The following is a 14,343-nucleotide window of genomic DNA, read 5'->3' on the forward strand; positions in this document are numbered from 1 at the left end:
CCTGACCGCCTGACCGCCTGGCCGGAGCCGCCACCGGTCGGGCTGGATTGAGAAGGCGCAGGGCCGCTCCCATAGTGGAGCCATGACCCTATCCACGCCTGCTACCGCTGTCCTGGCGGACTTCCACGAGGCGCCTCGCAGCTGGTTCGCGGGGCGCTTTCCCGCACCGACCGAGGCGCAGCTCCAGGCCTGGCCGGCCATTCGTGCCGGCGCCTCGGTGCTGGTGGCGGCGCCGACTGGCTCGGGCAAGACCCTGACCGCCTTCTTCGCCGTGCTCGATGGCCTGGTGCAGGAGGCGCTGCGCGACGGCGGCTTGCCAGAGGCCTGTCTCTGGCTCTATGTGTCACCGCTCAAGGCCCTGTCCAACGACATCCGCCTCAACCTCGAAGAGCCGTTGGCCGGGATCGGTGCGGCGCTGGAGGCGCGCGGACAGCCGCCGCTGGAGCTGCGCACCGCGGTGCGCACCGGCGATACTCCGCAGAAGGTGCGGGCGGCCATGCGCCGGCGGCCACCGCACCTGCTGGTCACCACGCCGGAATCCCTCTATGTACTGCTCGGTTCGGATTCCGGTCGACGCATGCTGGCCAGCGTACGCGGCGTCATCGTCGACGAGATCCATGCCATCGCCGATGGCAAGCGGGGTAGTCATCTCACGCTCAGCCTGGCGCGCCTGGAGGCCCTCACGGGTCGTCCGCTGCAGCGCATCGGCCTGTCCGCTACCCAGAAGCCCCTGGCTGCGGTGGCCGCCTTCCTGGTCGGCCGCGATGCCCAGGGGCAACCCAAGCCCTGCACGGTGATCGACATCGGCCACCAACGCGCCCGCGACCTGGCCCTGGAGGTGCCACCCATTCCCCTGGAGGCGATGCTGTCCACCCAGGCCTGGGAGCTCGTCTACGACCGCCTCGCCGAACTGGCCGAGGCGCACCGCACCACCCTGGTGTTCGTCAATACCCGGCGCCTGGCCGAGCGCATGGCTCGGCAGCTGTCGGATCGCCTGGGCAACGCCCAGGTCGCTGCCCACCACGGCAGCCTGGCCAAGGAGCAGCGGCTGGACGCCGAGCAGCGTCTCAAGCGCGGTGAATTGCGGCTGCTGCTGGCGACCGCTTCCCTGGAGCTGGGCATCGACATCGGCGACGTCGACCTGGTCTGCCAGATCGGTTCGCCCGGCTCCATCGCTGCCTTCCTGCAACGCGTCGGCCGCGCCAACCACCAGGTCGGCGGTCTGCCCAAGGGACGGCTGTTCCCCACCTCGCGGGACGACCTGGTGGAGTGCGTGGCACTGCTCGACTGCGTGCGCCGCGGTGAGCTGGACACCCTGCACATCCCCCGGGCGCCGCTGGACGTCCTGGCCCAGCAACTGGTGGCCGAGGTCGCCTGCCAGGAGTGGTCGGAAGCGGGCCTGCTGGCCGTGTTGCGCCAGGCCGAGCCCTATGCGGACCTTGGCGAGTCCGCTTACACCGCCGTGGTGGAAATGCTCAGCCAGGGCTACAGCGACCGCCGCGGGCCACGCGCGGCCTATGTGCACCGCGATGCGGTGAACGGCCTGCTGCGGGGCCGCCGCGGCGGCAAGGCCACTGCCGTGATGAGCGGCGGTACCATCCCGGAGAGTGGCGACTTCCGTGTGCTGCTGGAACCCCAGGGTCATACCGTGGGCAGCGTCAACGAGGATTTCGCCTTCGAAAGCCTGGTGGGCGATGTCTTCCAGCTCGGCAACACCGCCTATCGCATCGTCAAGATCGAAGGCAGCCAGGTGCGGGTGGAGGACGCCAAGGGTCAGCCGCCCAACATTCCCTTCTGGCACGGCGAGGCGCCGGGGCGCAGTGACGAACTGTCGGCCGGCCTGGCACGGCTGCGGGCGGACCTCGAGCCCTTGCTGCCCGCCAAGGACGAGGGGCCGGAGGCGGCCATCGCCCGCATCGGCGCGGCCTTTGAACTGGAGGAGGGCGTCGCCCGCCAACTGGTGGATTACCTGGGACGGACGCGCCAGGTCTTGGGCGCGCTGCCGACTCAGCAGACGCTGATCATGGAGCGCTTCTTCGACCAGGCCGGCGGCATGCAGTTGATCATCCATGCGCCCTTTGGCAGCCGCATCAATCGCGCCTGGGGTCTCGCCCTGCGCAAGAGATTCTGCCGCAATTTCAATATCGAGCTGCAGGCGGCGGCCACCGAGAACGCCCTGATTCTTTCACTGGCCACCAGCCACAGCTTCGAACTCGACGAAGTCTGGCGCTACCTGCATCCAGGCACCGCGGAACACGTCCTCGTTCAGGCCTTGCTCGACGCGCCCCTGTTCGCCGTGCGCTGGCGCTGGAACGCCACCACGGCCCTGGCCCTGCCGCGCTTCAGCGCCGGACGCAAGGTCGCTACCCAGGTGCAGCGCATGCGCAGCGAAGACCTCCTGGCCACGGTCTTTCCCGATCAGGTCGCCTGCCTGGAAAACCTGTCCGGCGAACGCCAGGTGCCGGATCACCCGCTGGTCCGCCAGACCCTGGACGACTGCCTGCACGAGTCCCTCGACAGCCGCGGCTGGCTGGCCTTGCTGGAGCGGATCGGTGCCGGCCAACTGACCTTGCTGACCCGCGATCTGCCCGCACCTTCGCCGCTGGCTGCCGAGGTGCTCACCGCCAAGCCCTATGCCTATCTGGACGATGCCCCGGTCGAGGAACGCCGGACGCTCGCCGTGCAGAACCGCCGCTTCGGTGGTGCCGATCCCGACGACCTCGGTGCCCTGGACCCGGCCGCCATCGCGTTGGTGCGCGACGAAGCCTGGCCGCGGCTGGAGACCGCCGATGACCTGCACGAGGCCTTGCTGGGCGTGGGCTTTCTCACCGAGGCGGAGGTGGCGCCACGGCGCGCCCAGGCGCTCCAACTGAGCAAGACCCGGCGCGCGGGACAGTTGCGCCTGCCCGCAGCAACGCTGTGGATCGCCGCCGAGCGTCTAGCGGCGTTCCAGCAGCTGTTTCCCGCAGCCTCCGTCGAGCCAGCGCTGAGTCAGCCGCCTGGCTTCCCGGCGCCCGTCGATGCCGAGGCGGCGCTGGTCGAGTTGTTGCGCGCCCGGCTGACCGCCTTGGGGCCTATCGACCAGCCCGCTCTGGCCGCCAGCCTTGGCCTGCCACCGGAACGTCTCACGGCGGCGCTGTTGGCCCTGCAGCGCGAAGGCTACGTGCTGCAGGGGCGTTTCACGCCGGAAGGTAGGGCGGTGGAATGGTGCGAGCGGCATCTGCTGGCCCGTATCCATCGCTACACCCTGGGCCGGCTGCGCAAGGCCATCGAGCCGGTGGCCCTGGCGGATTACCTGAGATTCCTGCTGGATCATCACCACCTGGCCGGACCGGCGACCCTGAGGGGCGGGGAAGGGCTGGAACAGGTGGTGGGCCAACTGGAAGGCTTCGAGGTGGCGGCTGCCGGCTGGGAAAGCGAGATCCTGCCGAGCCGTCTGCCCGACTACCTGTTCACGGGGCTCGACGATCTCTGTCGCGCCGGGCGGGCGGTCTGGTTGCGCCTGCCCACCCCGGGGCGGGGCGGCGGCGGGCCAGTCAAGAGCACGCCCATAGTCCTGCTGCCCCGGCGGCATCTGGCGGACTGGAGCGGCTTGACCATGGCGCCCGCGGCGGAGCTGCTGACGCCCAAGGCGCAACGGGTACTGGCGGTGCTGACCCGCCGGGGCGCCTCCTTCTTCGACGAACTGCTGGGCGAGGCGCGGCTCCTGCGCAGCGAGCTGGAGACGGCGCTGGGCGAGCTGGTCGGTGCCGGGGCGATCAATGCCGACAGCTTCGCCGGGCTGCGTGCCCTGGTGCTGCCGGCGGCCAGGCGTGGCAGCCGGACCGGTTCACGCCGCGGACGGATTCCCCTCTATGGTGGCATGGACGACGCCGGTCGCTGGGCTGCGCTGCATCCGCGCGAGCCGGCTGCCGAGGCCCGGCTGCCGGACGCCTTGCTGGAGCGGCTGGTCTGGGTGCTGCTGCGGCGCTACGGAGTGCTCTGCTGGCAACTGTTGGAGCGCGAGACCACGCTGCTACCGCCCTGGCGGGATCTGCTGCGCGCCTGTCACCGCCTGGAGGCCCGCGGCGAGATCCGGGGTGGCCGTTTCATCGCCGGGCTCTCCGGCGAACAGTTCGCCGATCCGGCCGCGATCGCCCCGCTGCGGGAGTGGCGCCAGCGTCCGGCGGACGACAGCTGGGTCTGCGTTTCGGCCCTGGACCCGCTCAATCTGCTGGGCACCCTGCTGCCCGGTACCAAGGTGCCGGCCGTGGCTGGCAATCGGCTGCTCTATCGCGATGGCGTGCCCATCGCTGCGCGCATCGCCAATGAGGTCAGGTGGCTGGTGGAGCTGCCGCCTGCGGACCAGGTGCGGGCACGGCAGGCGCTGCAGCAACTGGGGCGCGAACGGCCGCACAGCGGCGCTGTCGGTCGCCCGCTACCCCAGGTGCCGAACGCCGGCTGAGCGGCGCGCGCCGGCTCAGCCGATGAGGGCGAGGGCGTCGGCTTCGGCCAGTGGCCTACCCAGCAGATAGCCCTGAGCGAAATCCACCTGCAGATCGCGCAGGGTGTCGAGTTCACCGGCCGTTTCCACCCCCTCGGCCACGACCTGGGAGCCGATTTCATGGGCGAAGCCGAGCAGGCCTTTCGCCAGGGTGCGGCGGTTGCGGTCTTCGTGGATGGCACGGGTCAGGCTCATGTCGAGCTTGATGATGTCGGGCTGCAGTTGCAGGATGTGCTTCATGCTGGAGTAGCCAGCGCCGGCATCGTCCACCGCCAGGCGCATGCCCTGCTGCCGCAGCGGGACAAGGGCAGCGGCCAGCGCGGCGTAGTCCTCGATGATGGCGTGCTCGGTGATCTCCAGGGTGACGCGGGACAGGTCCTGCACGTTCTGGAACAACGGCAGCAGATGCGGCGAGGTCACTAGTTGCGGTGAGGCGTTGACGTTGAGAGCGTAGGGCGCGGCGAACGTCTCCAGGTAGGCCAGGCTCTTGCGCAGTACCCGTTCTTCCAAGCGCACGCCGATACCCGCGCGGGCGGCCTGGTCGAACCATTTGTCCGGCGAGCGTTGCGGTTCCACCTCGAAGCGCGACAGGCATTCGAAGCCATGCAGGCGCAGGTCAGCCAGCTGGAAGACCGGTTGAAAGACGATACGGGGTGCCCCGAGCGCAAGGGCCGCTTCGATCTGGTCGCTCATGGCCTGGCGCGCACGCCGGTCGCCTTCCAGTTCGTGCAGCCGCAACGCGAGGATCTCGGCGAAGGCGCGCAGCATCTGCAGATCGCGCTCGCCCAGGCTGGTATTGGGTTTGAAGCCGAAGCAGCACAGGGTGCCATAGATATGGCCATTCACCTGGATGGGGACGCTCATGTGCGAACCGATGGGAATCGATGCGGTCGCCGGTATCTGGCGCGTCGCCGCTATCCGCGAGGTGTCCGGGATCAACTCGGGCAAGTCGCCGTTGACCACCTTCTGGCAGTAGCCTTCGGTCAAGGGAATGACCTGGCCTTCGTAGATCGGACAATCCGCGCGACTATCCACCTGTTCCAACACCCGATCCGTCCGGCGAAAGCGCGCGAGAAAGGCCACGTCCATCCCCAGATACTGGCGTACCACCCTCAGGGACTCACGCAACTCACGCTCACCGATGTCGTGGGACAGCAGCTTGAGTAGTGGATGAGACTGATCAGCGACCAACATACGGCGCTCCTTGTCGGCAAAGGCTGGCTTCAGACGGCGACAGCCGGCTCAGTCCAGCCACTGTCGGAGCCTAGGATCGCCAATCCAGGTCGGTTCCGACAAGACCTGTGTCGAGAGCGAACCGCTCTGCCACGCTGCTCTTGGGTGATGGGGCGAGGGTTGGCCGTGCATCTGGGGGCGCCAGGAGCACCCGACGGCCTGCTTCGCTCAGCGACTCGGTCACCGTGACACGGAGACGCGATGAGCCGACCGTGTCAGTCGCGCCCTTGGCAAGACCTCCGGATTGCCAAGACGACCAGGATGCCAAGTAAGACGGAGCGAGGGAGCAGACGCTAGTGTGGTGTTTCAGAAGTTATCTACACAATTTTGGCGGCGCTTTTTTTGCCCGGGCGGCGTTGCCACTCCTCGCCATAGCCCTGCTATGACTCGTCGCGGCGCTTAGCCAGGACCCAAAAATCACTCGCCAATTCTTGCGCGAACTTCTGAAACGCCACACTAGTGTGGTGTCTCAGAAGTCAACTGCACGATTTTGGCGGCGCTTTTTTTGCCCGGGCGGCGTTGCCACTCCTCGCCATAACCCTGCTATGACTCGTCGCGGCGCCTGGCCCGGGCAAAAGAATCACTCGCCAATTCTGGCGCGAACGTCTGAAACACCCCACTAGAAGAAGGGATGAGAGGCCTTGAGCATCAGGGCGTTGTCGCAATAGGTGTTGTGCCCCGAATACACCGAACAGTCGGCACCTCTCAGGCTGGTGCCGCTGTAGCTGAGATTGAACAGGGTATTCACCCATTTACGGCTGAGGTTGACCGACCAGTCGTTGAACCGGCGCACCAGGCCGCCGCTATCGACGGTTGCCGGCGTATCGAGCACATAGTTGGTGTACTTCAGGGACACGCCGGTCTCGAATAGCGGTAGCGTGCCCAGGTCGGCATAGAGCGAGGCATTCTGGCGGCCCGGATCATTGGCGAAGGCCGCGCCCAGGCGCTTGCCGAAGACCGTCATGCCGGAATACAGCTCGCGGCTGGGCTCGACGTTCTGGATCAGGTTGCTGTAGTTGATCACCCCGAATTCATAACCATAGCCGGGTGCGAAGCGATGCTTGTAGCCGGCGTAGGTATCCATCTCCAGCACGGGGGTATCGGCGGAGGAGGCGTTGTTGGTGGTCCATTGGCCGAAATACAGGCCACTGTCGTGGGTCAGGTCGAAGCCGCCGCCCATACCGGCCGAGGTCGGCGCCACCAGGCCCTGGGCCATGCTGCGGGAAGGTGCTGTGCCCATTTTCAGATCGAAATCCCCGACCTCGCGCTGCATGCCCCAGCTGGCAGCCAGCACCGGACTGCTGAGCAACCCGAGCACGATGAGACAAGGCAACGATCTGTTCATGGAAGCACTCCCGCCGTGCCGGTGAATTCGATGAGTAAGGGCAGAGATATAGGGATAACAACAAGCAGGGAATACATCCGAGTGAGAACACCCTGATGACATCGTTGTTATTGGATGAGATACAGCGGCTAACCCATTCTTGCCCTTCGATGATAACCAACGATCGCGGCGTTTTTTCACCACTCGTCAGGTCGTTCCGGGTGAATTGAACTAGATGGGGATGGCTCGACCCTTGAATTTGATATGGGTTCTGATATCAGCGTAGAGGAGGGTGGGCATTCGCGGCTGGCTGCAACCCGCGCCGGAGCGGGCCGGGGGACATATTTATTGACAAAGGGCAGGGCCAGTGCGACGAACAACCGCGGGTAAGCGGATTGAATCGAGCTGGAATGACTCAATATTGTAGCGAGAGGGGTAGCGAGCGCTGCCCCGTGGTGGCTGTCCCCGATTGAGCGTTGGCTCGAGGAGTTTCCATGAACGACCGTATACAAGCCCTGGTGTTGGATCTGCTCGCCCGACTCGGTCTGGTGAAGGCTATCCCGATCCCCAGCCGCGAGCGCGAAAGGCTGGCCGCCCAGCGCCGCGCTCAGCAGCGGCGCTAAGCGGCAGCCGTCGCCCGCGTGAACCGCAGGGCGCTGCCCTGCGGTATGCCCCACGCCCCTGGCGAGAGGCCCATGGCTATTTCAGGTTGCCGCTGAGGAACTGACGCAGGCGTTCGCTACGCGGCGCGACCAGTACCTCGTTCGGCGGACCTTGTTCCTCCACGACGCCCTGGTGCAGGAACAGCACCTGGGTGGACACCTCCCTCGCGAAGGCCATCTCATGGGTCACCATGAGCATGGTGCGGCCTTCTTCCGCCAAGGCCCTGATCACCTTGAGCACCTCGCCGACCAATTCCGGGTCGAGCGCCGAGGTCGGCTCGTCGAACAACATGATCTCCGGCTCCATCGCTAGGGCGCGGGCGATGGCGACCCGTTGCTGCTGGCCACCGGACAGGAACGCCGGGTACTGATCGGCGACGCGCGCCGGCAGGCCTACCTTGTCCAGATACTTGCGTGCCCGGTCTTCGGCTTCCGCCTTGCCCACGCCCAGCGCCTTGCGCGGCGCGAGGGTGATGTTGTCCAGCACACTCAGGTGACTCCAGAGGTTGAAGTGCTGGAATACCATCGCCAGGCGGGTGCGCAGGTTCTGCAACTGGGCCGCATCGGCCACCCGGACGGCGCCGCGGTCGGCGGCCATGCGGATGGTCTCGCCATCCAGCGTCATGGTCACCTCGTTGGGCTGTTCGAGGAAATTGATGCAGCGCAGGAAGGTGCTCTTGCCCGAGCCGCTGGCACCGATCAGGCTGACCACGTCGCCGGTCTTGGCCTGGAGCGAGACGCCCTTGAGCACTTCGTGGTCGCCGTAACGCTTGTGCAGGCCTTCGACGGTCAGTTTGTACATGGATAGGGATTCCACAGCTGAAGGAGGGTAGGGATCACGGCGACAGCAGGTAGCCGCTGCGGTAGGCCTCGGTACCTGCCACGTGGGCGATCACCATGCCGGCCGTGGCCATGCGGCGATTCGAGCGCGCGTAGAGGACGCCGGCGACGGCGCTGCGCACGTCCTCGACCTGATCGGTGATGGGGTCTATGACCTGGGCCAGTACCTGGCCGGCCTCCACGAGTTCGCCCACCTGCGCCTTGAGCACCAGCACACCACCCTGGCGGGTCGCCACGGGTTCGGCCGCGGCCAGCGGGGTGGCGGGCTGGCGTAGCGGTGGCAGGGGCGCCACGGTACCGGACAGGAAGCCCTGGTGACGCAGGTAATGGACGATGGCATCGGCATCCGCGCTGGCGAGGTCGTCGCGTACGTCCAGCTGGCCACGCAGCTCCAGGGTGACGGACAGGCTGCCCATGGGCAGGCGCGCACCGAAGCGCTGGTTGAGATTCCACCAGAGCAGGGTGAAGCATTCGTCGAAGGACTGGCCGCCGGAATCGGTGGCGAGCAGGCTGGCCTCCGAACCGAAGTAGCGCGCCAGGGGTTCCACCTGGGGCCAGGCTTCCGGCGTGGTGTAGAGATGGGCCACGGCGTCGAAATCGCAGTGCAGGTCGAGCACCACCTCGGCGTCGCAGGCCAGGCGCTGCAGGGTCAGGCGCTGGCTGTCCAGCTGGGTACCGGCGGTTTCCGTGGCCAGGGCGGTGCGGAAGGCCTGGCGCACCAAGGCCTGGTTGGCGGCTGCGTCGTCCCCCAGGCGCTCGGCCACGGCGGCCTCCACCTGGGCGGTCATGTCGCGGAAGCGGCGGTTGAAGTTCTGCCCGCTCTCCAGCTCGTAGCGGCCGAGGTGGACGTCGGCGACCTGCTGATCCTGGCCGATGGGGTTGGCCACCGGCACCAGCACCACTTCCGCCAGCAGTTCGCCGGCGGCTTCCAGCGCCCTGAGGCGCTGCTTGAGGTGCCAGGCGGTGAGCATGCCGGGTAATTCGTCGGCATGCAGGGAGGCCTGGATGTAGACCTTGCGGCCACTGTCGGCAGGGCCGAAGTGGAAGCTGTGGATGCAACGCTCGGTCCCGGGGACGGGCGCGACGAGCGGATGGGTGAGGTGGCGCATGACTACTCCGGAGCCGCGCGGGGCGCGGCTGCTTGGGTCAGTGGGTCGGGCCGAGGAAGGCCAGCCAGCGGCGCTCCGCCAGGCGGAACAGTCCGATCAGGATGAAGGACACCACCAGGTACAGCAACGCGGCGAGGCCGAAGGCCTGGAAGGTCAGGAAGGTCGCGGTGTTGGCATCCCGGGCGACCTTGAGCAGGTCCGGCACGGTGGCGGTGAAGGCCAGCGTGGTGGAGTGCAGCATCATGATCACTTCGTTGCTGTAGAAGGGCAGCGAACGGCGCAGTGCCGAGGGCAGGATCACGTGCACGTACAGCCGCCAGCCGTCCAGGCCATAGGCCTTGGCCGCCTCGACCTCGCCGTGGGGGGTGTTGCGGATGGCCCCGGCGAAGATCTCGGTGGTGTAGGCGCAGGTGTTCAGGGCGAAGGCCAGGATGGTGCAGTTCAGGCCGTCGCGGAAGAAGCTGCCCAGCAGCGGCTGGTCACGCACGAAGCCCAGGCTGTAGATGCCGGTGTAGCAGATCAGCAGCTGTAGATAGAGCGGCGTGCCGCGAAAGACGTAGGTATAGAATCCGATGGGCCAGCGCAGCCAGCGCCGCTCCGAGACCCGGGCCACCGACAGCGGTACCGAGACCAGGAAGCCGATCACCACCGAGGCCACCAGCAGCCAGAGGGTCATGGCCAGGCCGGTGATGTGGTAGCCATCGGTCCACAGCAGCGGTTTCCAGTATTGCTTCAGGAGTTCGATCATCGCTTGGCCTCCCGCACGCCGACGTGGTAGCGCCGTTCCAGCGCGCCGAGGATGGCGTTGGTCACGGCGGTGATGAGCAGATAGATGACGCCGGCGACGATCAGGAAGTAGAACAGCTTGAAAGTCCCCTTGCCGGCTTCCTGGGAGGCGCGCACCAGATCGGCCAGGCCGATGATGGAGACCAGCGCGGTGGCCTTGAGCAGTACCTGCCAGTTGTTGCCGATGCCGGGCAGGGCGAATCTCATCATCTGCGGGAAGGTGATCAGGGTGAAGGTCTGCCAGCGGCTCAGGCCGTAGGCCAGGGCTGCCTCCCCCTGGCCGCGCGGCACGGCGAGGATGGCGCCGCGGAAGGTTTCGGTGAAATAGGCGCCATAGATGAAGCCCAGGGTGGCGATGCCGGCCGCCATGGGGTCGATGTCGATGTAGTCCCAGCCCATGTAGTCGGTGAGGGCGCCCAGCCAGTTCTGCAGGCTGTAGAAGATCAGCAGCATGAGCACCAGATCGGGTACGCCACGGATCAGGGTGGTGTAGCTCTGGGCGACGAAGCGCAGGGGCGTGAAGCGCGACAGCTTGGCGGAGGCGCCGAGCAGGCCGAGGATGACGGCCACCACCAGCGCGAAGCCGGCGAGCTTGAGGGTCGTCAGGGTGCCTTCCAGGATCAGGGGGCCGTAGCCGTGCAGGCTGAACGCGCCCAAGCCGATGGACTGCAAGAAGGAGTCGAAGGAATTCTGCATGCGTCTAGGGGAATCGCCTGGTGAGACCGCGGGCGGCGCGCGCCGACGGCCATGCGTAGAACGCCCCCGGTGGCACCGGGGGCGTCGACCGTGCGGACCTTACTTGGGATCGTAGAGGTTCAGGTCGCCGAAGTATTTCTTCTGGATCTTGTCGTAGGTGCCGTCGGCGTGGATGGCCGCGATGCCCTTGTTGACGAAGGTCTTGAACTCGTCGTTGCCCTTGCGGATACCGATGGCGGTATCGGCCGGCAGCAGCTCGTCGTGGATGGCGGTGTTAACGTAGCCCTTGCCCTGGGGCGACTTCATGAAGCCACCTTCGGCCTGCAGCATGTCCTGCATGGCGACGTCGATACGGCCCGACACCAGGTCGGCATAGACCTGGTCCTGGTTCTGGTAGCTCTGGACGTTGACGCCGTTGGGCGCCAGCTTCTGCTTGGCGAAGGTTTCCTGGATGGTGCCCTGCTGGACGCCCACGGTCTTGCCCTTGAGGCTTTCCGGAGTGGCCTGCAGGTTGGCGCCTTCCTTGGTGACCATGGAGGAGGGGCCGGACCACAGCAGGTCGGAGAAGTCGATCTGCTCGGCACGGGCCGGGGTCTTGGTCAGCGAGGACAGGATGCCGTCGAACTTGCGCGCGCGCAGGCCGGGGATCAGGCCGTCGAAGTCACTCACCACCCACTTGCACTTCACGTCCAGCTTCTGGCAGATGGCCTCACCCAGCTCGATGTCGAAACCGACGAAGCTGCCGTCGGCGGCCTGGGACTCGAAGGGCGGGTAGGTGGTGTCCACACCGAAGCGGATCTCTTTCCATTCCTTGGCCATCGCCGAACCGGCGGCCAGGCACAGAGCGAGCGCAGAGAGAGTCAGCCAGCTTTTTTTCATGTCGGATCCTAGTGCGAATGTGGATGAAATCATGACGCCAGTACGGCGCCCGTGCCCTCGCGGGAGCAATAAGCTTACCAGGCGGGGAAAATCGTCCCAAATCTATACGCAGTTGCCGCGCTGGTTACATCTGGTAGCAGGTAGGAGCGGAGCGTGGGGCGCATTATGCACCGGAAGGATGCGGCTTTCCTGCATGGTGCGGACGAACGCACCACTTTGGGTCTGAAAAGAGGCGAATCCTCCTGGGGTGGGCAAAAAGGTAGCAAAACCGCATCAGTCAGCGAGACGTCCGACCTGATCGGTAGCAACGGCTACTGGGGCTGGGTGCAAAGGAAACGGGAGCAGGAGTCGATGACGATGGATGAAGGCGGCAGACCAGGCGTGGCCTGCGAGATCCTCGCGGCGACGCGGGCCCAGGCGGAGACGGTGGAACGGGGCTTCGCCCGCTTCGTGAGTGCCCAGCATCCAGGGCTGGCGGACGAGTCGGCCGACATACCCGTGCGCCTGGTGATCAGCGACGCGACAGGTGTTATCGCCGGACTGCTGGGCAAGGTGTTCTGGCAGGGGCTGGAAATCGAGGTGCTCGGGGTCGCCGAGGCCTATCGCGGCGGCGGACTGGGCCAGCGGCTTTTGCCGCGGGCAGAAGCCGAGGCCCGAGTCCTGGGCGCCACGGTGGCCTATCTGCGCACGGCACGGGCGGCGTCCTTCTATGAGCGCTGCGGTCATCGTCACTGCGGCTACCTACCGCGTCCTCCGGGTACCGGGTTGCACGGCTTTCATGAGGAGCTGGCAGGGTGACCGTGCGGGAATGGGGCCTTGCCCTGGGGCGGCTGGGCGTCCTGGTCGGCCTGGCGGCGATCTATGGGGCCTTGCACGATCAGCTGAGCTACGGCATCGGCCCGGAATACTTCACCTGCCTGAAGTTTCCCCAGTTCGGCCTGCTCGACGAGTCCATCGCGCCGCGCTGGCGGGTAGCCCAGGTCGGGCTGCTGGCCGGGGCGGCGGCCGGCCTACCGCTGGGATTGGCGCTTTCCTGGTGGGTGCAGCGCCGGAGCGGTACGGGCAGGTCGCTCTGGCGGGGCGCCGCCTGGGTAGGGCTGGGCGCGGTGATCCTGGCGACCCTCGGCCTGGTCCTCGGTGGGCTGGCCCTGGAGGTTGGCAGCGCGCAACGCGTGCCGGCCTGCGTGCAGGACGCCCACGGCTTCCTGCTGGCGGCCTGGATGCACGACGGCAGTTACCTGGGGGCCCTGGCCGGCCTACTGGCTTTCTTCTGGCGCAGTCGGCGCCAGCGCTGAAGGCGCGAAAGCCGCCGTTCGACGGTGCCTTCGAGGGCGAGGAAGGCCAGGGCGACCCCGCCACCGAGCAGGGTACTGCCCAGGCGTTCGCGGGCGACGCTGGCCTCGGGAGCGCCCGCCAGGGCGACCATCAAGACCGTGGTACCGGTGATGAACAGGGTCTGCAGCGAGTAGCGGCCGTCCTGCAGCAGGTAGGCGCCCAGGGCGCAGGCCAGGCAGGCCGCGGCCAGCACGGCGGGCGTGGCATCGATCCAGACCACCGTGCCCGCCAGCAGGCAGCCGGCCAGGGTACCGCCCAGGCGTCCCAGCCCTCGGCGCCAGGTATCGTCCAGGCGTGGCTTGAGCACCAGCAGGGCGGTCATCGGTGCCCAATAGCCATGGCCGTAGTCGAGCATGCTGCTGAGGAGCTGGCAGAGAGCGACCACGGCGGCGGCGTAGAAACCGTAGCGGCCCAGGCGCAGTCTGTCTTCGAACAGCACCACGACGGCGTGCAGATGCTTTCTGAGGGAGCCGCTGTGCAGGCGCCACTGGGAGCGGTAGAGCGCCTTCTGCAGCAGGGCGAAGAGCAGCAGCTGCAGCAGGCCTCCGGCGAGCACCAGGCCGCCGCGCAGCAGTGCCTGTTGTCCATCGCCCGGAAAGCCGCCGGCCACCAGCAGGGCCACGGTCCACTGCTGGGTGATCCACCAGGGGCCGTTGCCGACCGCGAACAACCAGGCGCAGCAGGCGGCCCAGAGCGCGCCGGCCAGCACCAGGGCGGGCAGGTAGTGGCCCAGCAGCGAGCCCACCACGGCGGAAAAGGCCATGCCCAGCGCGGCCACCAGCATGGGCGCCAGGGGCTCGTCGGCGAAGCTCTTGTAGGCACCGAAGCCGACGGTATAGGCACCACCCAGGGCCACCACGCAGGGCAGCCAGGCCTGGGTCAGCAGGCCGAGCAGCAGGATCGCCGCCAGGGCGGGCAGGCAGGCGAGTGCCAGCGTCCAGCGGGGTTCCCGGGGCGCGCCGGGGCCGCCAGCGGCTGGGGCGTCGTCACCCATCG

General features: G+C 67.2%; 12 protein-coding genes. 4 read left to right on the forward strand and 8 right to left on the reverse strand.

Annotation, left to right across the window (positions count from 1 at the left end; all coding sequences use genetic code 11):
* The first annotated feature begins 82 nt into the window (after positions 1 to 82).
* Positions 83 to 4,444, forward strand: a complete 4,362-nt coding sequence (locus AR540_RS01895; protein ID WP_059226166.1) for a DEAD/DEAH box helicase — start codon at positions 83 to 85, stop codon at positions 4,442 to 4,444.
* 15 nt (positions 4,445 to 4,459) lie between these two features.
* Here the strand turns inward: AR540_RS01895 and AR540_RS01900 are convergent, their stop codons facing one another.
* Together AR540_RS01900 and AR540_RS01905 are read right to left on the reverse strand one after the other, a co-directional pair.
* Complete coding sequence (locus AR540_RS01900; protein ID WP_082706881.1) at positions 4,460 to 5,677, reverse strand: sensor domain-containing phosphodiesterase; 1,218 nt, start codon at positions 5,675 to 5,677, stop codon at positions 4,460 to 4,462.
* A gap of 658 nt (positions 5,678 to 6,335) precedes the next feature.
* Positions 6,336 to 7,061: a TorF family putative porin gene (locus AR540_RS01905; protein WP_059226167.1), complete on the reverse strand. Its 726-nt coding sequence runs from the start codon at positions 7,059 to 7,061 to the stop codon at positions 6,336 to 6,338.
* A 473-nt stretch (positions 7,062 to 7,534) separates the two neighbouring features.
* Here AR540_RS01905 and AR540_RS26170 point away from each other — a divergent pair, with 473 nt between their 5' ends.
* Positions 7,535 to 7,663 (forward strand): hypothetical protein, encoded by a 129-nt coding sequence (locus tag AR540_RS26170; RefSeq protein WP_269085513.1) that lies wholly within the window; start codon positions 7,535 to 7,537, stop codon positions 7,661 to 7,663.
* 76 nt (positions 7,664 to 7,739) lie between these two features.
* On the opposite strand, the gene AR540_RS01910 is transcribed toward AR540_RS26170, so the two are convergent.
* The 5 genes from AR540_RS01910 to AR540_RS01930 all read right to left on the reverse strand — a co-directional run bounded on the left by AR540_RS01910 (position 7,740) and on the right by AR540_RS01930 (position 12,012).
* Positions 7,740 to 8,504 carry an ABC transporter ATP-binding protein gene (locus AR540_RS01910; RefSeq protein WP_059226168.1) on the reverse strand — a complete coding sequence of 255 codons (765 nt, stop codon included), beginning with the start codon at positions 8,502 to 8,504 and terminating at the stop codon, positions 7,740 to 7,742.
* A gap of 34 nt (positions 8,505 to 8,538) precedes the next feature.
* A complete protein-coding gene (locus AR540_RS01915; protein ID WP_059226169.1) occupies positions 8,539 to 9,651 on the reverse strand; it encodes a succinylglutamate desuccinylase/aspartoacylase family protein in 1,113 nt (370 codons plus the stop codon).
* 37 nt (positions 9,652 to 9,688) lie between these two features.
* Entirely contained in the window at positions 9,689 to 10,399 is a 711-nt protein-coding gene (locus AR540_RS01920) for an ABC transporter permease (protein ID WP_059226170.1), read from the reverse strand.
* Complete coding sequence (locus AR540_RS01925; RefSeq protein WP_059226171.1) at positions 10,396 to 11,133, reverse strand: ABC transporter permease; 738 nt, start codon at positions 11,131 to 11,133, stop codon at positions 10,396 to 10,398. Before AR540_RS01925 ends, AR540_RS01920 begins: the two co-directional genes overlap by 4 nt.
* Before the next feature lie 99 nt (positions 11,134 to 11,232).
* A complete protein-coding gene (locus AR540_RS01930) occupies positions 11,233 to 12,012 on the reverse strand; it encodes a transporter substrate-binding domain-containing protein (protein ID WP_059226172.1) in 780 nt (259 codons plus the stop codon).
* Between the two features lie 351 nt (positions 12,013 to 12,363).
* On the opposite strand from AR540_RS01930, the gene AR540_RS24530 reads away from it, so the two are divergent.
* Together AR540_RS24530 and AR540_RS01940 are read left to right on the forward strand one after the other, a co-directional pair.
* Positions 12,364 to 12,810, forward strand: a complete 447-nt coding sequence (locus AR540_RS24530) for a GNAT family N-acetyltransferase (protein WP_160328325.1) — start codon at positions 12,364 to 12,366, stop codon at positions 12,808 to 12,810.
* Positions 12,807 to 13,307 (forward strand): hypothetical protein, encoded by a 501-nt coding sequence (locus AR540_RS01940; RefSeq protein ID WP_059226174.1) that lies wholly within the window; start codon positions 12,807 to 12,809, stop codon positions 13,305 to 13,307. Before AR540_RS24530 ends, AR540_RS01940 begins: the two co-directional genes overlap by 4 nt.
* On the opposite strand, the gene AR540_RS01945 is transcribed toward AR540_RS01940, so the two are convergent.
* Complete coding sequence (locus tag AR540_RS01945) at positions 13,247 to 14,341, reverse strand: FUSC family protein (RefSeq protein WP_059226175.1); 1,095 nt, start codon at positions 14,339 to 14,341, stop codon at positions 13,247 to 13,249. The two genes, AR540_RS01940 and AR540_RS01945, sit on opposite strands and share 61 nt — an antisense overlap.
* Positions 14,342 to 14,343 lie beyond the last annotated feature (2 nt).

The organism is Pseudomonas sp. EpS/L25, assembly GCF_001512295.1.
In the GTDB taxonomy this organism is placed as follows: Bacteria; Pseudomonadota; Gammaproteobacteria; order Pseudomonadales; family Pseudomonadaceae; genus Chryseomonas.

Excerpts from the sequence above, each read along its gene's own strand:
- AR540_RS01900 (WP_082706881.1), bottom strand. The coding sequence starts at position 5,677 with ATGTTGGTCGCTGATCAGTCTCATCCACTACTCAAGCTGCTGTCCCAC.
- AR540_RS01910 (WP_059226168.1), bottom strand. The coding sequence starts at position 8,504 with ATGTACAAACTGACCGTCGAAGGCCTGCACAAGCGTTACGGCGACCAC.
- AR540_RS01945 (WP_059226175.1), bottom strand. The coding sequence starts at position 14,341 with ATGGGTGACGACGCCCCAGCCGCTGGCGGCCCCGGCGCGCCCCGGGAA.
- AR540_RS01920 (WP_059226170.1), bottom strand. The coding sequence starts at position 10,399 with ATGATCGAACTCCTGAAGCAATACTGGAAACCGCTGCTGTGGACCGAT.
- AR540_RS26170 (WP_269085513.1), top strand. The coding sequence starts at position 7,535 with ATGAACGACCGTATACAAGCCCTGGTGTTGGATCTGCTCGCCCGACTC.
- AR540_RS01895 (WP_059226166.1), top strand. The coding sequence starts at position 83 with ATGACCCTATCCACGCCTGCTACCGCTGTCCTGGCGGACTTCCACGAG.
- AR540_RS01915 (WP_059226169.1), bottom strand. The coding sequence starts at position 9,651 with ATGCGCCACCTCACCCATCCGCTCGTCGCGCCCGTCCCCGGGACCGAG.
- AR540_RS01905 (WP_059226167.1), bottom strand. The coding sequence starts at position 7,061 with ATGAACAGATCGTTGCCTTGTCTCATCGTGCTCGGGTTGCTCAGCAGT.
- AR540_RS24530 (WP_160328325.1), top strand. The coding sequence starts at position 12,364 with ATGACGATGGATGAAGGCGGCAGACCAGGCGTGGCCTGCGAGATCCTC.
- AR540_RS01925 (WP_059226171.1), bottom strand. The coding sequence starts at position 11,133 with ATGCAGAATTCCTTCGACTCCTTCTTGCAGTCCATCGGCTTGGGCGCG.
- AR540_RS01930 (WP_059226172.1), bottom strand. The coding sequence starts at position 12,012 with ATGAAAAAAAGCTGGCTGACTCTCTCTGCGCTCGCTCTGTGCCTGGCC.